Annotated in this window: 19 protein-coding genes; 12 read left to right on the top strand and 7 right to left on the bottom strand. The window is 67.6% G+C overall.

Features of this window, described 5'->3' with window-relative positions; all coding sequences use genetic code 11:
• The first annotated feature begins 81 nt into the window (after window positions 1-81).
• Window positions 82-1,647 carry a glycoside hydrolase family 71/99-like protein gene (locus ACIA12_RS03425; RefSeq protein WP_396365196.1) on the top strand — a complete coding sequence of 522 codons (1,566 nt, stop codon included), beginning with the start codon at window positions 82-84 and terminating at the stop codon, window positions 1,645-1,647.
• Window positions 1,648-1,667: 20 nt separating this feature from the next.
• Here ACIA12_RS03425 and ACIA12_RS03420 read toward each other — a convergent pair whose 3' ends face one another.
• From ACIA12_RS03420 to ACIA12_RS03410, 3 genes are all read right to left on the bottom strand, one after another.
• On the bottom strand, window positions 1,668-2,429 hold the full coding sequence (locus ACIA12_RS03420) for a hypothetical protein (RefSeq protein ID WP_396365195.1): 762 nt from the start codon (window positions 2,427-2,429) through the stop codon (window positions 1,668-1,670).
• 253 nt (window positions 2,430-2,682) lie between these two features.
• The gene (locus ACIA12_RS03415; RefSeq protein ID WP_396365194.1) at window positions 2,683-3,498 is read right to left on the bottom strand and encodes a dienelactone hydrolase family protein; all 816 of its coding nucleotides are present in this window, start codon (window positions 3,496-3,498) and stop codon (window positions 2,683-2,685) included.
• Window positions 3,499-3,551: 53 nt separating this feature from the next.
• A complete protein-coding gene (locus ACIA12_RS03410; RefSeq protein ID WP_396365193.1) occupies window positions 3,552-4,913 on the bottom strand; it encodes an amidohydrolase in 1,362 nt (453 codons plus the stop codon).
• A 146-nt stretch (window positions 4,914-5,059) separates the two neighbouring features.
• Here ACIA12_RS03410 and ACIA12_RS03405 point away from each other — a divergent pair, with 146 nt between their 5' ends.
• Complete coding sequence (locus tag ACIA12_RS03405) at window positions 5,060-5,542, top strand: VOC family protein (protein WP_396365192.1); 483 nt, start codon at window positions 5,060-5,062, stop codon at window positions 5,540-5,542.
• A gap of 49 nt (window positions 5,543-5,591) precedes the next feature.
• Here ACIA12_RS03405 and ACIA12_RS03400 read toward each other — a convergent pair whose 3' ends face one another.
• Complete coding sequence (locus ACIA12_RS03400; RefSeq protein ID WP_396365191.1) at window positions 5,592-6,239, bottom strand: GntR family transcriptional regulator; 648 nt, start codon at window positions 6,237-6,239, stop codon at window positions 5,592-5,594.
• A 147-nt stretch (window positions 6,240-6,386) separates the two neighbouring features.
• Between ACIA12_RS03400 and ACIA12_RS03395 the strand changes: the two genes are divergently transcribed.
• The 5 genes from ACIA12_RS03395 (at window position 6,387) to ACIA12_RS03375 (ending at window position 9,924) form a co-directional block, all read left to right on the top strand.
• Entirely contained in the window at window positions 6,387-7,094 is a 708-nt protein-coding gene (locus tag ACIA12_RS03395) for an alpha/beta fold hydrolase (RefSeq protein ID WP_396365190.1), read from the top strand.
• Between the two features lie 57 nt (window positions 7,095-7,151).
• Window positions 7,152-7,808 (top strand): trimeric intracellular cation channel family protein, encoded by a 657-nt coding sequence (locus ACIA12_RS03390; RefSeq protein ID WP_396365189.1) that lies wholly within the window; start codon window positions 7,152-7,154, stop codon window positions 7,806-7,808.
• Window positions 7,809-7,837: 29 nt separating this feature from the next.
• Window positions 7,838-8,623, top strand: coding sequence for an SDR family oxidoreductase (locus ACIA12_RS03385; RefSeq protein ID WP_396365188.1), 786 nt, complete (start codon window positions 7,838-7,840; stop codon window positions 8,621-8,623).
• A 96-nt stretch (window positions 8,624-8,719) separates the two neighbouring features.
• Window positions 8,720-9,043 (top strand): nuclear transport factor 2 family protein, encoded by a 324-nt coding sequence (locus ACIA12_RS03380; protein WP_396365187.1) that lies wholly within the window; start codon window positions 8,720-8,722, stop codon window positions 9,041-9,043.
• Between the two features lie 236 nt (window positions 9,044-9,279).
• Window positions 9,280-9,924, top strand: a complete 645-nt coding sequence (locus ACIA12_RS03375) for an alpha-ketoglutarate-dependent dioxygenase AlkB (protein ID WP_343965732.1) — start codon at window positions 9,280-9,282, stop codon at window positions 9,922-9,924.
• Here ACIA12_RS03375 and ACIA12_RS03370 read toward each other — a convergent pair.
• Window positions 9,873-10,454 carry a hypothetical protein gene (locus ACIA12_RS03370; RefSeq protein WP_396365186.1) on the bottom strand — a complete coding sequence of 194 codons (582 nt, stop codon included), beginning with the start codon at window positions 10,452-10,454 and terminating at the stop codon, window positions 9,873-9,875. The two genes, ACIA12_RS03375 and ACIA12_RS03370, sit on opposite strands and share 52 nt — an antisense overlap.
• A gap of 156 nt (window positions 10,455-10,610) precedes the next feature.
• On the opposite strand from ACIA12_RS03370, the gene ACIA12_RS03365 reads away from it, so the two are divergent.
• The 3 genes from ACIA12_RS03365 (at window position 10,611) to ACIA12_RS03355 (ending at window position 13,738) form a co-directional block, all read left to right on the top strand.
• Window positions 10,611-11,882, top strand: coding sequence for an MFS transporter (locus tag ACIA12_RS03365; protein WP_396365185.1), 1,272 nt, complete (start codon window positions 10,611-10,613; stop codon window positions 11,880-11,882).
• Window positions 11,882-12,520, top strand: coding sequence for a pyridoxamine 5'-phosphate oxidase family protein (locus ACIA12_RS03360; protein ID WP_396365184.1), 639 nt, complete (start codon window positions 11,882-11,884; stop codon window positions 12,518-12,520). Before ACIA12_RS03365 ends, ACIA12_RS03360 begins: the two co-directional genes overlap by 1 nt.
• Window positions 12,521-12,607: 87 nt before the next feature.
• Window positions 12,608-13,738: a sensor histidine kinase gene (locus ACIA12_RS03355; protein WP_396365183.1), complete on the top strand. Its 1,131-nt coding sequence runs from the start codon at window positions 12,608-12,610 to the stop codon at window positions 13,736-13,738.
• Window positions 13,739-13,762: 24 nt separating this feature from the next.
• Here ACIA12_RS03355 and ACIA12_RS03350 read toward each other — a convergent pair whose 3' ends face one another.
• Entirely contained in the window at window positions 13,763-14,974 is a 1,212-nt protein-coding gene (locus ACIA12_RS03350) for an alpha-hydroxy-acid oxidizing protein (protein WP_396365182.1), read from the bottom strand.
• Window positions 14,975-15,087: 113 nt separating this feature from the next.
• On the opposite strand from ACIA12_RS03350, the gene ACIA12_RS03345 reads away from it, so the two are divergent.
• On the top strand, window positions 15,088-15,777 hold the full coding sequence (locus tag ACIA12_RS03345) for a FadR/GntR family transcriptional regulator (protein WP_396365181.1): 690 nt from the start codon (window positions 15,088-15,090) through the stop codon (window positions 15,775-15,777).
• Between the two features lie 22 nt (window positions 15,778-15,799).
• Here the strand turns inward: ACIA12_RS03345 and ACIA12_RS03340 are convergent, their stop codons facing one another.
• The gene (locus ACIA12_RS03340) at window positions 15,800-16,261 is read right to left on the bottom strand and encodes a DUF6069 family protein (RefSeq protein WP_396365180.1); all 462 of its coding nucleotides are present in this window, start codon (window positions 16,259-16,261) and stop codon (window positions 15,800-15,802) included.
• Window positions 16,262-16,391: 130 nt separating this feature from the next.
• Here ACIA12_RS03340 and ACIA12_RS03335 point away from each other — a divergent pair, with 130 nt between their 5' ends.
• A complete protein-coding gene (locus ACIA12_RS03335; RefSeq protein ID WP_396365179.1) occupies window positions 16,392-17,543 on the top strand; it encodes a sensor histidine kinase in 1,152 nt (383 codons plus the stop codon).
• Window positions 17,544-17,562 lie beyond the last annotated feature (19 nt).

Here is a 17,562-nt window from a genome sequence, read left to right as displayed (position 1 = left end):
GCGACCTTGCGCACTGAAGCGCCCGTTTGTACGCTCGCGCCACTCTCCGCAGTCCTGTCCGCCCCCTTTCAGGAGCCTGCAATGCCTTTGTCTGACCTTCCCCGCCCCTCCGCCCCGATCACACGCCGCACTTTCCTGGCTGCCTCAGCAGCCACCGCCGCAGCCGCCGGAACCACCATCGGCACCGCTCTGCCCTCCTCCGCGACCACCGCGACCCCGGTCGCCAGTGGCCCCGGCGACGTGGTCGGCAAGATCACCGTCGGCTACCAGGGCTGGTTCGCCTGTATCGGCGACGGCGCCCCGATCAACAGCTGGTGGCACTACAGCCGCAACGCGGGTCAGCCGCCGTCGCCGTCGAACACCACGATCGTCAGCTGGCCGGATGTCCGTGAGTACACGGCGACGTACCAGACGGCGTACGCGAATCTCGGCAACGGCCAGCCGGCCAAGCTGTTCTCGTCGTACGACCAGCAGACCGTCAACACGCACTTCCAGTGGATGCAGCAGAACGGCTGCGACACGGCCGCGCTGCAACGGTTCAATCCGTTCGGTGGTGAGGGACCCACCCGGGACGCGATGGCGGCCAAGGTCCGGCAGGCCGCCGAGCAGTACGGGCGCAAGTTCTACATCATGTACGACGCGACCGACTGGACGAACATGCAGTCGGAGATGAAGACCGACTGGACCAACAAGATGAAGGCGTACACGTCGTCGCCGGCGTACGCGAAGCAGAACGGCAAACCGGTCGTCTGCATCTGGGGCTTCGGCTTCAACGAGGCCAACAAGGCCTTCCCTGCTTCGGCTTGTCTCGATGTCATCAACTGGTTCAAGGGCCAGGGCTGCTACGTGATCGGCGGCGTGCCCACGCACTGGCTGCCCGGCAACGAGGACTCGCGGCCCGGGTATCTCGAGGTGTACCACGCGTTCAACATGATCTCGCCGTGGATGGTCGGCCGGATCCAGGACGTCGCCGGCGCGGATCACTACTACAACAACGTGAATCAGCAGGATCAGGCCGACTGCAACGCGCACGGCATCGACTACCAGCCCTGTGTCATTCCGGGCGATCTGCAGTCCGGTCACCGCGCCCACGGCGAGCTGATGTGGCGGCAGTTCTACAACCTCACCCGAGTCGGCGTGCAGGGCATGTACATCTCGATGTTCGACGAGTTCAACGAGGGCAACCAGATCGCCAAGACGGCCGAGACGCAGGCCTGGATCCCCACCGGGTCAGGGCTTCGCGCCCTCGACGAGGACGGGACGGCGTGCTCGTCGGACTACTACCTGCGGCTCACCAACGACGGCGGGCGGATGTTCAAGGGACAGATCCCGTTGACCGCGACGCGGCCGACCCAGCCGATGCCGAACCAGGGCAGCGGCGGCGTGATCTTCTACCAGCACATCGACTACGGTGGCACGGCCGGCCAGGCACTTGCCAAGGGCAACTACACGCGGGCGCAGCTCGCCGCGGCCGGGGTCCAGGACAACTGGGCGTCGTCGGTGAAGATCCCGGCCGGCTGGACGGTGACGATCTACGCCGAGGACAACTTCACCGGACAGACCTGGACCCGGACGGCCGACACGGCGAACTTCGTTGCCTTGTCGCCCAATGCGAACGACCAGTTGACGTCCTGCCGGATCTCCTAGTTCTAAAGGAGTTCCAGGTTCTAAAGGAGTTCCAGGCTGTCGGTGGCGAGTGTGATGACCGCGCCATCGAGGTGCAGGCGGCAAGCGATGGCGTGGCCGGCGCAGGTGAGAAGGGCAGGGCCGGCCACGTCGACCACCCGGTACGCGACCGGCTGGGTGCAGGGCTCGACGACGGCCTGCTGCTCGCGGTAGCAGCCGAGCACGTGACAGGTCACCACCTCACCGACGGCCATCAGGGTCAGGCCGTGGTCCTCGCACATGCCCCAGGTGACCTGACAGGTCTGACCCTCGGCCGCGGCCAGCCGGATCAGGTTGCCCGCGGTCGTCTCGAGTTCGCTGGCGACCGTACGGAAGGTGTCGGCCGCCTGGTCGAGATCGCGGCGGAGTTGGCGGGACGCCACCGATTCGGGCAGGCCGCGCGTTGCCGCGATCAGGCCCTCGGACAAGGCGATGGCGGCCAGGGCGATCTCGTCGACCTTGACCGGTGTGCCGAAGCCGGACGAACGTGCCGGCTCGGGGCTTGCAGGCTGCGCTGGTACTGGGCCTGGTACTGCGTCTGCTACCGGGTCTGGTGGGACCAGCCGGCCGGGCGGCGTCGCGTTCGGCGGCACACCGTTGGCGGTGCCGTTGCCAGGTGCGCTTCCGTTGCCGGTTGCGCTGCCATTGGGCGGTTGACCGTTCTGCACGCGCAGTGGGGCACGGCCGTTCTGGCCCGTGCGTCCTGCTCCTTCGACCACCATGTCGTTCGCGCTCCGGTCACTCGCACGCTTGGCCTTCGCCATTCGCTCGCCCCCTGATGTGTGTCGCCCCCGGTGGCCGATGGTGCCATGCCGGAAGGGGGTGCGGCCAGAGCAAATCGACGAGCATCACACAGGGCTGAACACGCCTTGCACACAGCAACGATTCGGCCCTTCCGGGTACCGGAACACCACCCCCAACCTCAACTTCGGTTCCACTATTCCCGGGGTGGGGGCGGCTAATCACAGCGAGCGAATTCCACACACTCCCTTAACACTTGAACCACTCTTGGTGACGTTACTCGTGCGTCGCGTCGATCTGCCGGTGCAGGAACTCGACTGTGCGGGTGCGGGCCGCCAGCGCGGGGTGCCCCGGGGTCTCGCGAACCTCGGTGGTGAGGACGCCGTGCGCGCCCTTCGCGAAGCCGCCGGGGTTGCCGGGACTGGAGTCGAGTTCGATCACCTCGAAGGCGTCGCCGAGGTGCTCGCGGAGAGTGGCGAAGCGCTCGGGCGGTACCGCTCGGTCTTTGGTGAACCGCAGGCCGAGCGCGCACAGGCCGTCGGTGCGGCTCCGCTCGACCACTTGAGCCAGCTCTTCTCGCGACATGGTGGGATCGCGCCGCATCCTCGCGGAGATCGGGAACGGCGTGGCCGGCTGACTCAGCACCGAAGCCAGCACGCTCGACTCGACGGCGGTGGCCAGCGCGAAACCGCCCGTGAAGCACATCCCGATGACGCCGACGCCGCGTCCCGGCGTACGGGCCGCAAGGTCGGCGGCGACTGCTCGCAGGTACGCCGTGATCGGGCGCTCGGCGTTGACCGCGAAGGCGCGGAACTCCGACGACACGCACAGCCGGGCGACCGTCCCAAGCACGTAGCCGACCGACTCGGGTTTGCCGGGCGTACCGAACGGCGACGGGATCACAACGGTGAACCCCTCGTCGACCAGATGATCCGCGAGCCCGAGCACCTGCGGGGTGATCCCGGGGATCTCCGGGATCAGCACGACGCCGGGACCTTCACCCTTCTCATAGCAGTCATAGGTGAGTCCAGCGCCACTGAAGGGCGCCTTCGCCCAGCCGGTCAGGGTCGAGGTCGGGGCAGCACCGGTCATGGGTGGAGTCTCCTCGGCAGGTCGGGGTTCCCAGCGTAGAACCCCGGAGAGCGTCAAGGAGCGTAGTGCTGGACCGCGCCGCCTCGGGACAGATCGACCAAGGTGTGCGCCAGCTCGCGGGCCTCGCCCACGATCTCGTCCAGGTCCATAGTGGTGAGTCGGCGATCTCTCACGACTATGTTGCCATCGACAACTACCGTGACGACGTCCGAGGCGCGGACCGAATAGACCAGCGCTGCTCTTGGATCGTGCAACGGTTGGCAGTGCGGTCCGGACAGGTCGACCAGTGCGATGTCAGCGCGCCGCCCCGGCTCGATCGCGCCGATCTCGCCCGCCAGGCCGGCTGCTGCCGCTCCACCTCGGGTGGCGGCGCGGAGGGTGTCCGAGATGGTCATCCATTCGGCGTCCTGCTCGCGGTGCTTCTGCGTCAATGCCAACAGCCTAAGGGATTCCCAGACGTCGAGAGTGTTGTGTACGGCCGCTCCGTCCGTACCGACCCCGACGGCGATACCCGCCGACCAGAGCCGCTTGACCGGAGTGGTCGGGCCCATGGCGAGCTTGAGGTAGACCTTCGGGCATGCGGCGACCGACGTACGGGCCGCGTGTTTGGCCAGGATCGGAAGGTCGGCATCGGTGATGCCGCAGCCGTGGGCGATGAGGGCGCCTGCCTCGAGGACGTTGGTGCGGGCGAGCACCTCGATCGGAGTCGCGCCGAGACGGTCTATCGAGGATTGCGTCTGGTCGGCCGTCTCGGCGGCGTGGAGGTGGATGCGGAATCCTTCGGCTTGTGCGACTTCCGCAGTACGGGCCAGGTCTTGTTCGGAGACGGTGTAGGTGGCGTGCGGTCCGAGGCTTGCGGTGATCCGGGGCAGTTGGTTTTCAGTGGCCTTCTGGCCGAGGGCGCGGATCTGCCGGGCCGCCTCGTACGCCGCCTCGCGACCATCCGTGCCGGTCGAGGAGAAGAAGGTCGGCGCGAGATCCGCGCGGATCCCGGTCTCGAGTGCGGCCGCAGCGATCTGGTCAGCATGGAAGTAGTGGTCCACGAACGTGGTCACCCCGGCCAGCAACATCTCCGCACACGCGAGGCGGGCGCCGACCTTGACTCGCTCGGGCGTCAGGTTCATCTCCATCGGCCAGATCTTGCGGTTGAACCAGTCGTCGATCGAGACGTCCTCGGCCGCGCCGCGCATCATCACCATCGGGCTGTGGGTGTGCGAGTTCACCAGCCCCGGTACGGCGATCAGCCCGGTCCCGTCCAGTTCCTCGATGTCAGCCGCGGCGGCGAGCGCGCCGGCCGGCATCACCTCGTCGATCGTCCCGTCCTCGATCACGATGTCCTGAAACTCGTCGACCCGGCACTCCCCCTCCACCGGCACCACCAGCACCGAACAGTTCCGGATCACCAACCGCGCCATGTTCCCTCCACAACCCGACCGACCGTCACCACAGTCTGATCCATTCACGGCCGCACCACCCGAACTCCGCCCCGGGCAACCGGCTGATTTCTGTGCCACAGCAACCGGACAGCTTCTGTGGCCCGGTGGCGGGTTAGCTTCTGTTGATGGTGTTCTGGCAGTTGACGATCGACGCGAACGACCCTGAGCGGCTCGCCCGCTTCTGGCAGGAAGCTCTTGGGTGGGTGCGGACGCCGCCCTCTCCGCCGACCACCGAGGCCGATTCTCCGCCGACTACGGACGCCGGGGATGAGCCGAGTTGGTGGGCGCACTATCGCGGGCGCCTCGGCGGGCGGGACGCTTTCACCGACCGGCTCTTCGACCCAGCGGGGGTCGGGCCGCCGTTGTGGTTCCAGAAGGTACCCGAGGCGAAGGCCGGCAAGAACCGCCTGCACCTCGACCTGTATCCCACGGGCCGCGACGACTCCCTCGGCCAGGAACGCCGGATCGAACTGATCGACGCCAAAGCCGCCGAACTGGTAGCCCTCGGCGCCACCGTCAAACACCGCATCCGCGACGACAACCCCGCCGACCTCGAGTACTACCTCATCCTCCAAGACCCCGAAGGCAACGAATTCTGCATCAGCTAGGCCAGCCGCGGCGTCCGCTCGGTGGGGTCAGTCGGCCGGCTCGGTGAATTTACTCGTCATCGGCTGTGAGGCTGTGCCAGGTGTCGAAGGCGACGGCTGCCGCGGCTCCTGCTTCTTTCGCGTCGATGAGACTGATCAGCTGCTCGTGACGCTCGACGGACTTCGGGCCGTCGACACCGAAGCGCAGCCGCTCCGCGCGGCGGATCAGCGGGTCGAAGTGCTCAAGTACTGCCTCGATGGCCCGATTGCCGAGCGCGGCGACCGGGATCCTGTGCAGTTCCTGGTCGGCGATCAGCGCGGCGCTGACATCGCCTGATGCCACAGCGCCGGCGAACCGGCGGTTCGCGTCCCGCATCCGGTCGACATCCTGGCTGCTGAGCCGGCTCGTCACCTGCCGCACGGCCAACTCGTGCATCGCGGCGACGACATCTCTGGCGTCTCGCACCGCCTGGATGTCGATGTCGCTGACCGTTGTCGATCGCCCCGGCAGCGCCACCACCAATCCACTCTCCCCCAGGCGCAGCAGCGCTTCGCGCACCGGGGTCCGGCTTACCCCCAGCCATTCCGCCAGGTCGCCGTCCTTGAGTTGCTCGCCGGGCCTGAACGTTCCGTCGACGATGGCGTCGCAGAGCCGTCGATAGACGTCGTCGCGCAGAAGAGTGCGGTCTACGGCAGGAGTGCCCGCGGGTATCGGCATGGCAATATATTGCACCCAAATCCCCCCGTCGCGCCTGTTGCCGCCCGCTCCGCGCTGTAATATATTGCATATCTCAGCCCGGCGGTCAGCCGGCTCACCACCCTTCCGCTCGCGACGCCCGCCGAGAGGATGAGAGAGGACCAGTTCATGAGCACCGACCAGGAGATCAGGAATGTCGTGCTGGTGCACGGCGCGTTCGCGGACGGCTCGGGATGGCGTGGCGTTCACGACAACCTGACCAGCCGCGGCTACCAGGTGTCGATCGTGCAGAACGCCCTGACGTCGCTGGCGGACGACATCGCCTCGACCAACCGGGTGCTGGACCGGCAGGACGGCCCCACGATCCTCGTCGGCCACTCCTATGGCGGCGTGGTCATCACCGAGACCGGTATCCACCCGAACGTGGCAGGGCTCGTCTACGTCTCCGCGCTGGCACCCGACGCCGGCGAGACCACCAGCCAGCAGTACGAAGGCTTCGCGGCGACCCCGGACTTCGTCATCGACGTCGGCGACGACGGCTACGGGTTCCTCAGCCACGACAAGTTCAAGGACGGCTTCGCCCACGATGTGAGCGACGCGGACGCCGCATTCCTGCGCGATTCGCAGGTCCCGATCAACATGGCGATCTTCAGCACCCCGGTGAAGAACGCCGCCTGGCACGACAGGCCCACCTGGGCCGTGATCGCGAGCGAGGACAAGGCATTCGATCAGGCAATGCTGCAGCACATGGCGAAGCGGAGTGGCGCGGAGATCACCTACGTGCCCGCGAGTCACGCCTTGTTCATCACCCAGGCCGACGTCGTGGCCGACACCATCGACGCCGCCGCAAAGAGTGCGCTGCCTCGTACCCGCTGACCGGCCTCCGGCCACGCGCCCGCCGTGCATGCCGGCTCACTCCGAGGGAGAGGTCATATGTCGATCATCCCGTTCCAGGTGCCGCTCTGGATCGAACTCCTGGCCGCGGGACTCGGTGGCCTGCAAGGGGCTCTCTTCGCTGCAGGCATCAGACCTCGCCGGATCGACCTGCTTGGCGTCATCGTGATCGGGCTCACCGTCTCGCTCGGGGGGAGCCTGCTGCGCGACATCGTGCTCAACCAGCCACCGGTCGTCATCTGGAGCAACTGGTACCTGATCGTCGCCGGCGCCTCGGCGATCCTCGGCATGGTGCTGCAACCTGTGCTGGCGCGGGCGGACTGGATCATCACCGTACTGCTCGACGCCGTTGTGATGGGCCTGTTCGGAGCCATCGCGGCCACGAAAGCACTGTCGCTCGGTGTCGGCGAGGCCGGAGCGCTGGTCGTCGGTGTCATCGGGGCCATCGGCGGCGGGATGCTGCGCGACGTGATTCTGAGCCTGCCGTTCTCTTTCCTGCAGGTCGGCACCCTGTACGCCGTCGCCGCGGGCACCGGTACCGGCGTACTCGTTCTTCTGGCCCGGCTCGGTACACCCATCCCGATCACGGGACTCGTCTGCGTGCTGGCAACCACCCTCGTGCGGCTGGCCGCAGTCCGCTTCAACTGGACCTTCCCGGAGCAGTTCACCCTGCGTCCCCGGGAATTTCATGACTGATGGAGCCGAGAGCTCCGAGAGGAGGAACCATGTCGAAGTCAGAACGCGACCGGCTGGACGGGCGCCGAGCCCTCGTCACAGGCGGGTCGAAAGGATCAGGCAAAGCCGTGGCCGAGCGGCTCCGGGAGCTCGGCGCCGATGTCTTCGTGACAGCCCGATCGATGCCCGCCGGCTACGAGTTTCCCGACCGCTTCATCGAGGCCGACACCTCGACTGCCGGCGGGTCGGACCGTGTTGCCACCCGAATGAGCCAGGCCGGCGGAGTGGACATCCTCGTGCACGTGGTGGGAGGCGCCTCGACTCCGTCCGGCGGATTCGCGGTCATCACCGATGAGCAGTGGATGACTGAGCTGCAGCTCAACTTCCTCGGCGCCGTCCGGCTCGACCGGGCGCTGCTCCCCGCGATGATCGAGTCCGGCTCAGGCGTGGTGCTCCACTTCACCTCGATCCAGCGCGAGATGCCACAGTTCGAAGCATCTCTGGCGTACGCGGCCTCGAAAGCGGCGCTGCGCACGTACAGCAAGGGACTCGCGAACGAGCTTGCACCACGAGGCGTGCGGGTCAACTCGATCAGCCCCGGCGGGATCGAGACCGAGGCCTACGAGCGATTCGTCGACCGGATCGCCGAAGGCAACGGCATCAGCAGGGACGGAGCCAAGCAGAAGATCTTCGACTCCCTCGGTGGCGTGCCGCTGGGCCGGTTCGCCAGCCCGGAGGAGATTGCCGATCTCGTCGGGTTCCTGGTGTCCGATCGAGCGTCGTCGATCGTCGGTGCCGAGTACGTGATCGACGGCGGAACCGTGCCCACCGTCTGACCGAAAACCATTTCAGCGAAGCGATCAGTCAGTCTTCCCCAAGCCCGGACGCTGCCGAGCGTCCCGATTCAGACCAGAGAGAGAAGAGAGCACACAATGAGTGCAATCGCCCTGCCCAAGGCCGTGGAGAACTTCGTCACGACCACCAACACCCACGACGGCGAGTCGCTGTTCGCCGTCTTCGCACCCGGAGCCACCGTCGTCGATGACGGCGCCACCTACGCCACAGAGGCCGAGATCCGGGAGTGGATAAAGGTGCACCAGGTGGACCCCAAGATCGTCATCACGCCGACCTCGTTCGACGACGATCGCCTGCTGGCATCCATCGACGGCGAGTTTCCGGGCGGCCCCCTGACCTTCGCGTTCACCTTCGCCACGAAAGACGACCTCATCACCAACCTGCTCATCGAAGCCGTATAACAGCGGCGGTGGCGAGTGAGGACGGCAGATGGGTGCGAGTGCGCGTGCAGTTCGGCGTACGGTCTCACCGGACCCGCCGGACGGCGGCGGGTCGTCGGCCGACGGGATGTACAGACCGCGATGGGCTGAACGTGCGTACGAGTGAGCCGTCACCGGTGGCTTGGGATCTCACACAGGAGTGGCGAGATTGGGATGCCTAGGGGAACGTTTGTTCGAATGTCGGCTATGGTGGGGGTATGGGTGCTGATCTTCAGGCCTCCTTGCTGGATGCGTTCGAGGATCCCGCGTTGGGATCGCTGGACGGGATTCGGCGGACGGAGCTGAGCCAGGGCGCGTGGATCGACGTGCTGCCGCGGTGGTTGACCGGGGCGGACCAGGTGTACGAGCGGCTTGCCGCCGACGTGCCCTGGCGTGATGAGCGACGGCAGATGTACGACCGGGTGGTCGATGTTCCCCGGCTGCTGTGCTTCTACGGGGAGAACGAGGATCTGCCGTTGCCGATTCTCGACGAGGCGCGGGATCTCCTGAGCGAGCACTACGCGGAGGAGCTCGGAGAGCCGTTTCGGACGGCCGGCTTGTGTTTCTATCGCGATGGGCGGGACAGCGTCGCCTGGCATGGCGACAAGATCGGTCGGGGCAGTCGCGAGGACACGATGGTGGCGATCCTTTCCGTGGGTGAACCGCGGGTACTTGCGTTGCGGCCGAAGCCGGGGAGTAACAGTGGGCCGGTGAGTTCGACGATTCGCTATCCGTTGGGGCATGGGGATCTGATCGTGATGGGTGGTAGTTGCCAGCGCACCTGGGAGCACGCGATTCCCAAGTCCTCCGGTCACATCGGCCCCCGGATCAGCATCCAGTTCCGCCCCCGAGGCGTCCGCTGACCCCGAGAGCGCTCGAGGCGACCGGCAAGGGGTGTGCCCGGTGGGCAATGTTGGGGCGGCGGGCGTGGTGCGGTGTGTCGGGTCGGCGAGGTTGGGCCGGGTGGGCGTGGTGGGGTGGGTAGGGGGACGGCGTGGAGGTTGGTGGGGGTGGCTAGGTAGAAGGCCAGGAGGCGGATCGAGGCTGTTTGGCAGGTTTGGATGGCGGCTTGGGTCCAGTCGTGGTCTGAGGGTGGGTCTGGTTCGGGGCGGCCCAGGGCGAGGATGAGGGCGCCGTCGGGGCGGCCCTGGAGGACCGGCACCAGGGGTGCCAGGGCTCTGATGCAGGACCTGGCCGAGGCCAGTGGGGCGTCTCGCGGTAGGTCGAGAAGGATCGACGTACGGAAGCGGGCTCGGCCGTCGCAGATCAGGGCGGCCAGGACGCCTTGGCGGCGCTCGGCCTCGGTGACGAAGAGGTCGACGGCGTTGGCGGCGAGCACGGGGTCGGTCAGTGGACGGGTGAGCCAGTTGGTGGGGAGGTCGTTGAAGGTCATACCTAGAAGGTGCCGTCGTTTCCCAGCCGATCGGCGGTTGTCCACAGCCCAATTCGGATTGCCTCAATTGGCCCACGGGATCTGCGGTGAAGTGGACCGCGTGGATGGGCCGGTCGGATCTTAGGCTCGGGGTAACAAGAGCTGAGGGAGACCGAGATGACCACCACCCGCATCACGAAGGCCGGTTCGCTGCTGCCGCCGGCCGGCGCCGCCCGCAATCTCGCGTTCGCGCAGCTGGCCAACTCGGTCGGCGACGGCGCGTTCATCGTCACCTCGGCGCTCTTCTTCACCCGCGTCGTCGGCCTGTCCACCGCGCAGGTCGGGCTCGGCCTCACGATCGCCTGGCTGGTCGGCTTCCTGACCGGCGTACCGCTCGGCAATCTCGCCGACCGCAAAGGCCCCCGCGGCGTCGCCATCCTGCTGGCACTGTCCACCGCGGTCTCGGTCGGCTCGTTCCTCTTCGTCCGCAGCTTCCCGCTGTTCCTGATCGCGGCCATCGCCTACGCGAGCAGCCAGACCGGACTCACCGCCGCTCGCCAGGCTCTACTGGCCGGCTTGGTCCAGCCGGCCGAGCGCACGAGGATCCGCGCGTTCCTGCAATCGACGGTCAACGCGGGTCTCGCAGTGGGCGCCGCGTTCGGCGGTGTGGCACTACGGTTCGACACGGCACCGGCGTACCTGACCGTCTTCGCGATCGACGCCGCGAGCTTCCTGATCGCCGCAGCCCTGATCCACCGGGTCCCCGCAGTCCAGCCCGTCAAGCTCCGGGTCGCCGGCGAGCCTCGCCTGGCGGTGCTGCACGATCGCCCGTACGCCGTACTGGCCCTGCTCAACGCCGTAATGCTGATGTTCATGCCACTGCTGAGCCTCGTCGCCCCGCTGTGGATCGTCGAGCGCACCAACGCCCCCGGCTGGGTCGTCGCCTCGCTGCTCATCATCAACACGCTCGGCGTCACGTTCTTCCAGGTACGGATCGCCCGCTCGGTCACCGACCTCCGTACTGCGACCCGCTCGGTCCGCTTCGCCGGAGTCGCGATGCTGGCCGCATGTGGGGTCTTCGCCCTCTCCGCCATCGGGATGGCCCCCGTCGGCGCAGCCGCAGTACTGGCTGTCGCTGCAGCGCTGCTGACCTTGGGCGAGATGAAGCTGGCCTCCGGTGCCTGGGAGATCAGCTTCGGCCTTGCTCCTGCCGACAAGCAGGGCCAGTACCAGGGTTTCTTCGGAACCGGCCCCGCGATCGCCCGGATGCTCGGTCCGGCGCTGCTCACCACACTGGTCCTGGGATGGGGTCCGGTGGGCTGGATGATCGTCGGCGCCCTGTTCCTTGGGACCAGTGTGGCAACTGGTCCCGCCGTACGATGGGCGGCACGGACGCGGTCCGCCGGCCAGGTGACCGAGCCGTCTCTTGAGGAGGAGCAGGCCGCCTGATGGACATCCCCGGACTGGTCGAGATCACCTCGCAGGAAGAGCTGCGCGAGGTGGTCCCGGCGCCGTTGCAGGCCACCGCGAACAAGGTACGCAAGGAGCTCCACGAGCTCGACAAGCAGTGGCTGGCCGCGTCACCGTTCTGCCTGATCGCCACCTCCGCCGCCGACGGCAGCTGCGACGTCTCCCCCAAGGGCGACCCGGCCGGCTTCACCAAGGTGCTGGACGACTGCACCATCGTGATCCCCGAGCGGGCCGGCAACCGGCGGATCGACGGCTTTCTCAACATCGTCACCAATCCCCACGTCGGGCTGATCTACCTGCTGCCGGGCCGCGGCGAGACGCTGCGGATCAACGGCCGGGCCCGGATCGTCAAGGAAGCGCCGTTCTTCGACGAGATGATCGTGAAGGGCAACCGGCCGCAGCTCGCACTGCTGGTCGAGATCGAGGAGATCTTCCACCACTGCTCCAAGGCCTTCCTGCGCTCCAAGCTGTGGAAGACCGAGAGCTGGGACCCGGAGGCGGTGCCGAGCCGCGCCGAGATCGCGAAGGCAACCGACCGCCAGGACGCCGACCTTGCCGAGCTGAAGCAGTACTACGGCCCCAGCTACGAAGAGAGCATCTACAAGGTCAAGTACTGAGGCGGCAGGCGGTACTGCGGGCGGCGCAGTGCGAAGTACTCCGTGGCGACGATGACACCGGATAGGCCCGACCTCTACGGTTCGAAGGTGAGCACTACTGAGCTGATATCCGACGGCAGTCGCCTGAGGCGGGTGCTGCTGCCTGCGGTCGTCTCGGTCGTCGCGGTGTTCGGGTCGTTCGGCTCCTCCAACAACCAGGAGGGGCGGCGCCATGGCGACTGGATCATGGTGGTGCTCGTCCTACTCGGCTCCGTGGCGCTCTACTGGCTGCGGAGCCGTCCGATACCGGTGCTGTGGGCAACGGTCATCTCGACGCTCGCGTACATGCTGATGCAGTACGGGTACGGGCCGATCATCTTCGCTTTCGTGATCGCTGTCTTCACGGTGATCAGGACCGGGCATCGGCTGGCCGGTTGGATAGGACTGGTCGCACTGTACGCCGGGCACGTGCTTGGACGACTCGTGCTCGGTACCAATGATCAGAACGTCTACCAGATCCTCCTGGTCGGCACCTGCTTCGTCGTACTGGGGTTCCTGGCCGAGCTGTTCCGGGGGCATCGCGAGCGGGTGATGGCCGCCAACAAGACCAGGCGTGAGGCAGAGTTGCGGCGGGCCGGTGAGGAGCGGCTGCGGATCGCGCAGGAGCTCCATGACGTGGTGGCGCACCACATCTCGCTGATCAACGTGCAGGCGTCCACTGCGCTGCACCTGGTTGACCGACAACCGGAGCAGGCCGGGCCGGCGCTGGCAGCGATCAAGGACGCCAGCAAGGAGGCACTGGTCGAGCTCCGGTCGATCGTCGGCGTACTACGGCAGTCCGACGAGTCAGCACCACGCCAACCGGTCGCCGGGCTGGACCGGCTCGACCACCTGATCAGCCGTACGTCGATGGCCGGGCTGGAGGTACACACGATCATCCACGGAGACCCGCGCCCGCTACCGACCAGCCTGGACCGCGCGGCCTTCCGCATCATCCAGGAGTCGCTCACCAACGTCGTACGGCATGCGAAGGCCACTGCCGCGACCGTGCGCATCCAGTACGGCGAGGAGTCGCTCGTACTGCAGGTGGACGACGATGGCTCCGCACTGGCCGGGCCACCGCGCGAGGGCAACGGCATCGTCGGCATGCGAGAACGAGCCACCGCTCTGGGCGGCACCCTGACCGCCAGCCGTACTCCGACTGGCGGTCTCAGGATCGTCGCCACCCTTCCGATCTGACGACGATCGTCGGGGTACCGGCGGTCAGGGCAGGCGGACGTGACCCTCGTTGAGGTCCGCGACCTTGTCCACGCCCAGGAGGGCCATGGTGCGCCGGATCTCGGTGGTGAGGATCTGAGCGGCTCGGGCCACGCCTCGCTCACCACCTGCCATCAGACCGTAGAGGTAGGCACGGCCAACCAGGCAGGCGTCCGCCCCCAGGGCCAGGGACGCGACGATGTCGGCGCCGCTCATGATGCCGGTGTCCAGGTAGATCTCGGCGTCCGTACCGATGGCCTTGCGGACCTCGGGAAGGATCCGGAGCGGCGTGGGGGCGCGGTCCAGCTGACGGCCGCCATGGTTGGACAAGACGATGGCGTCGGCGCCGGCGTCGACCACGCGGCGGGCGTCCTCGACGGTCTGGATGCCCTTGATGATGAGTGGGCCGTCCCAGATCGAGCGGAGCCAGTTCAGGTCGTCGATGGTCATGGTCGGGTCGAAGAGCTGGTTCAGCAGGTCGGCGACCGTACCGCCCCAGCTCGACAGCGACGCGAAGGTGAGCGGGCGGGTGGTGAGCAGGTTGGCCCACCAGGCCGGGTGCATCGACGCGTCCAGGACCGTCTTGACCGTCAGTGACGGCGGGATGGTGAAGCCGTTGCGGACATCGCGAAGCCGGGCGCCGGCGACCGGTACGTCGACGGTCAGCATCAGTGCTTCGTACCCGGCGGCGGCTGACCGCTTGACCAAGTCCTCGCCGGCGGCGCGGTCCTTCCAGACGTACAGCTGGAACCACTTGCGCGCGTCCGGACCGGCCGCGGCGACGTCCTCGATCGAGGTTGTGCCCATCGTCGACAGCGCGTACGGGATGCCGATGTCCTGGGCGACCTTGACGACCGCGCTCTCGCCCTCGTGGTTCATCATCCGGGTGAAGCCGGTCGGCGCGAACGCGAACGGCAGCTCCGAGCGGCCGCCGAGGATCGACGTGCCGAGATCGATCTCGGAGACGTCGCGCAGGATCGACGGCTGCAGTTCCATCTCGCGGAACAGCCGCCGGGCGCGGCTCAGGCTGATCTCGGCCTCGGCGGCGCCGTCGGTGTAGTCGAAGACCGAGCGCGGCGTCCGGCGCTTGGCGAGCGCGCGCAGGTCGGCGATGGTGAGCGCCTTCGCCAGCCGGCGATCGGTCGCGTTCAGGGTGACCGGCTTGGGGCGCAGCAGCGGCTTGAGCTCGGACCAGCGGGGTATCTGGCGTTCGGTCATCGGTGCTTCCCTCGACAGCTGGACGGTGTGGTCGGACCACAGCATAGTCTGTGGTCCGACCACAGGGCTACACTCCCGTCTGTGACGAACTGCTCCGTACCGTGCGTGTGCCGGTGAAGAACTACGAGCTGGTCCTGAGCCGGGTCGAGGCCGATCTCGCGGCCGGGCGGCTGAGGCTCGGCGAGCGGCTGCCTGGAGAGCGCTCCCTGGCCGAACAGCTCGGGATCAGCCGGCCGTCGGTGCGGGAGGCCGTGCGGGTGCTGGAGGCGATGGGCGTGGTCCGTACTGCGACCGGCTCGGGACCTGAGTCAGGCGCGGTGATCGTCGCCGAGCCGGCCTCGCCGTTGACCGCGTTGCTGCGATTGCACCTCGCGACGAACCATCTGCCGATGGGCGACATCGTGCAGACGCGTGTGCTGCTGGAGTCGTGGACTGCCCGCGAGGCGGCGCATCATGCGGGGGCCGGTGACTTGGTGGCGGCTGAGGAGTTGCTGGACCGGATGGATGATCCGGGGTTGTCGCCGGAGGAGTTCCATCTGCTCGACGCGGAGTTCCATGTGGCGTTGTCGGCGCTGGCGGGGAACGTGCTGATCGCTGCCGTGATGTCGTCGTTGCGTACTGCGATTCACGGGTACGTGCTGGCCGCGGTACCGAATCTGGCGGACTGGGATGCGACGGCCGTCGGCCTGCGGGCCGAGCATCGGTCGATCGTGGGGGCGATCCGGGCCGGGGCGGGTGATGAGGCGGCAGCGCTCATCACCGCGCACATCGAGGGGTTCTATCGGGCTGCTCAGCTGCGTTGATCCTGCGGCGGTGTTGGGGCCCTTAGATGGTGGGGTTGCAGCGGGCCTTGGTGGAGAGGGCTGTGCGGCGAAGGCCGAGGATGACCAGGCTTCCTACCAGGATGTGGAGGGACGCAAGGCCGAGTTTGGCGCCTGTGCCGATGCCTGCGGTGAGGGGGCTGGTGAGGGACAGGGCGCAGGCGATGGTGGCGGTGATCGTCCAGGCTTTGCGGGCGGCGATGGTGTTGTGTTCGAGGATGGCCAGCAGGGCCCAGCCGGCCAGGGACATCGCCAGTGCGGCGAAGAGGACCGAGGGTGCGCCGATGTGGATGGTGCTGCCTTGCCTGGCTTCGAGGGTGAGGTTGAAGGCTTGGGTGAGGACGGCCCACCAGGCGACGGCGACGATGGTGGTGGTGGTTCCGGCGACTAGCAGCCGGCTACGACCCTCGATGCGGGTGGGAACTGCTGTGGTGGTGGCTGCGGTGGTTCTTGGGGTTGTGGTCATGGGGTAAGGATTGGCCGCGGTGTGGGGTGGCGGCATCGGTCTTGGGGCGGGAGTGGGTTGGTCTCCGGTCGGTGCGGCATCGACTTTGGTCGGTGGTGGGTGGGATGGTGGGCGGCTTAGGGTCGGCGGCATGGAGGAGTTCTGTACGGCGTCCAGGCGCGACCGCTGGGCCAACGTCATCGCGGTGACTGCTGTCGCGGCGCTGTCGGGAATGACGATCTTCGGGCGGCAGGTGGGAGACCTGCAGCCGGGATGGCTGGCTTTCGACGTCGCGGTCGGGATTGTTGCCTGTGGCCTCATTCCGGTACTCGGGCGGTACCCGGTCCAGGGCGCGCTGGCGCAGGCCGTACTGGCCATGCTCTCCCCCGCCGCGACGCCGCCGTCGACGGTCGGCACGTTGACGGTCGCGCAGCGTCGTACGGTGAAAACGGCCGCGCTCGTCGCCGCGGCCGGCGTTGTCGGCCACTTCGTCCAGGAGCTCTGGCGACCGATCAACGGGCTCGATCTGGGCTGGTTCGTCGTGCTGGACATCGCCGTTCACGCCGCCCTGCTCGGTTGGGGACAGTGGATGCAAGCCCGACGGCAACTGCTCAACTCGTTGCGAGAGCGCGCTCTCCGGGCCGAGAACGAGCAAGGGCGGCGGGTCGCGGAGGCGCGGACGTTGGAGCGGACGAAGATGGCGCGCGAGATGCATGACGTGCTCGCGCATCGGCTGTCGTTGCTCGCGACGTACGCCGGGGCGCTCGAGTACCGGCCGGACTCGTCGCCGGAGAAGCTTGCCCAGGCGGCCGGGGTGATCCGTACCGGGGTGCATCAGGCGCTGGACGAGTTGCGCGAGGTGATCAGCGTGCTCCGCGACAGCGAGATCGACGAGCTTCCGGGTGGGCGGCCGCAACCGACGTTCGGCGATCTGGCCGGGCTGGTTGCCGAGTCGCGGGATGCCGGTACGGAGATCCGGTACGCCGAATCCGTCGGTGCGCCGGAATCGTTGCCCCCGGCAACCGGGCGGACGGCGTACCGGGTGGTGCAGGAAGGGTTGACCAATGCGCGCAAGCACGCGGCCGGGCATCCCGTCACGCTGGTCGTCGACGGCAAGCCTGGTGAGTCGTTGCGGATCGAGCTCAGCAACCCGAGCGGCAACGGCGTACCGCTGGCGCCTGGGAGTGGTACAGGCCTGGTCGGGTTGACCGAGCGCGTGCACCTGGCGGGCGGCACGCTGGACCACGGGCGCGCTCCCGACGGCCAGTTCCGGCTGGAGGCGACGCTGCCATGGCCGCTGTGAGTCCCGCTACGGTGGTCGT

Source organism: Kribbella sp. NPDC051620 (assembly GCF_044453825.1).
In the GTDB taxonomy this organism is placed as follows: Bacteria; Actinomycetota; Actinomycetes; order Propionibacteriales; family Kribbellaceae; genus Kribbella.
The sequence above is the reverse complement of the archived record's forward strand: the minus strand, read 5'-3'. Positions and strand labels throughout refer to the sequence as shown.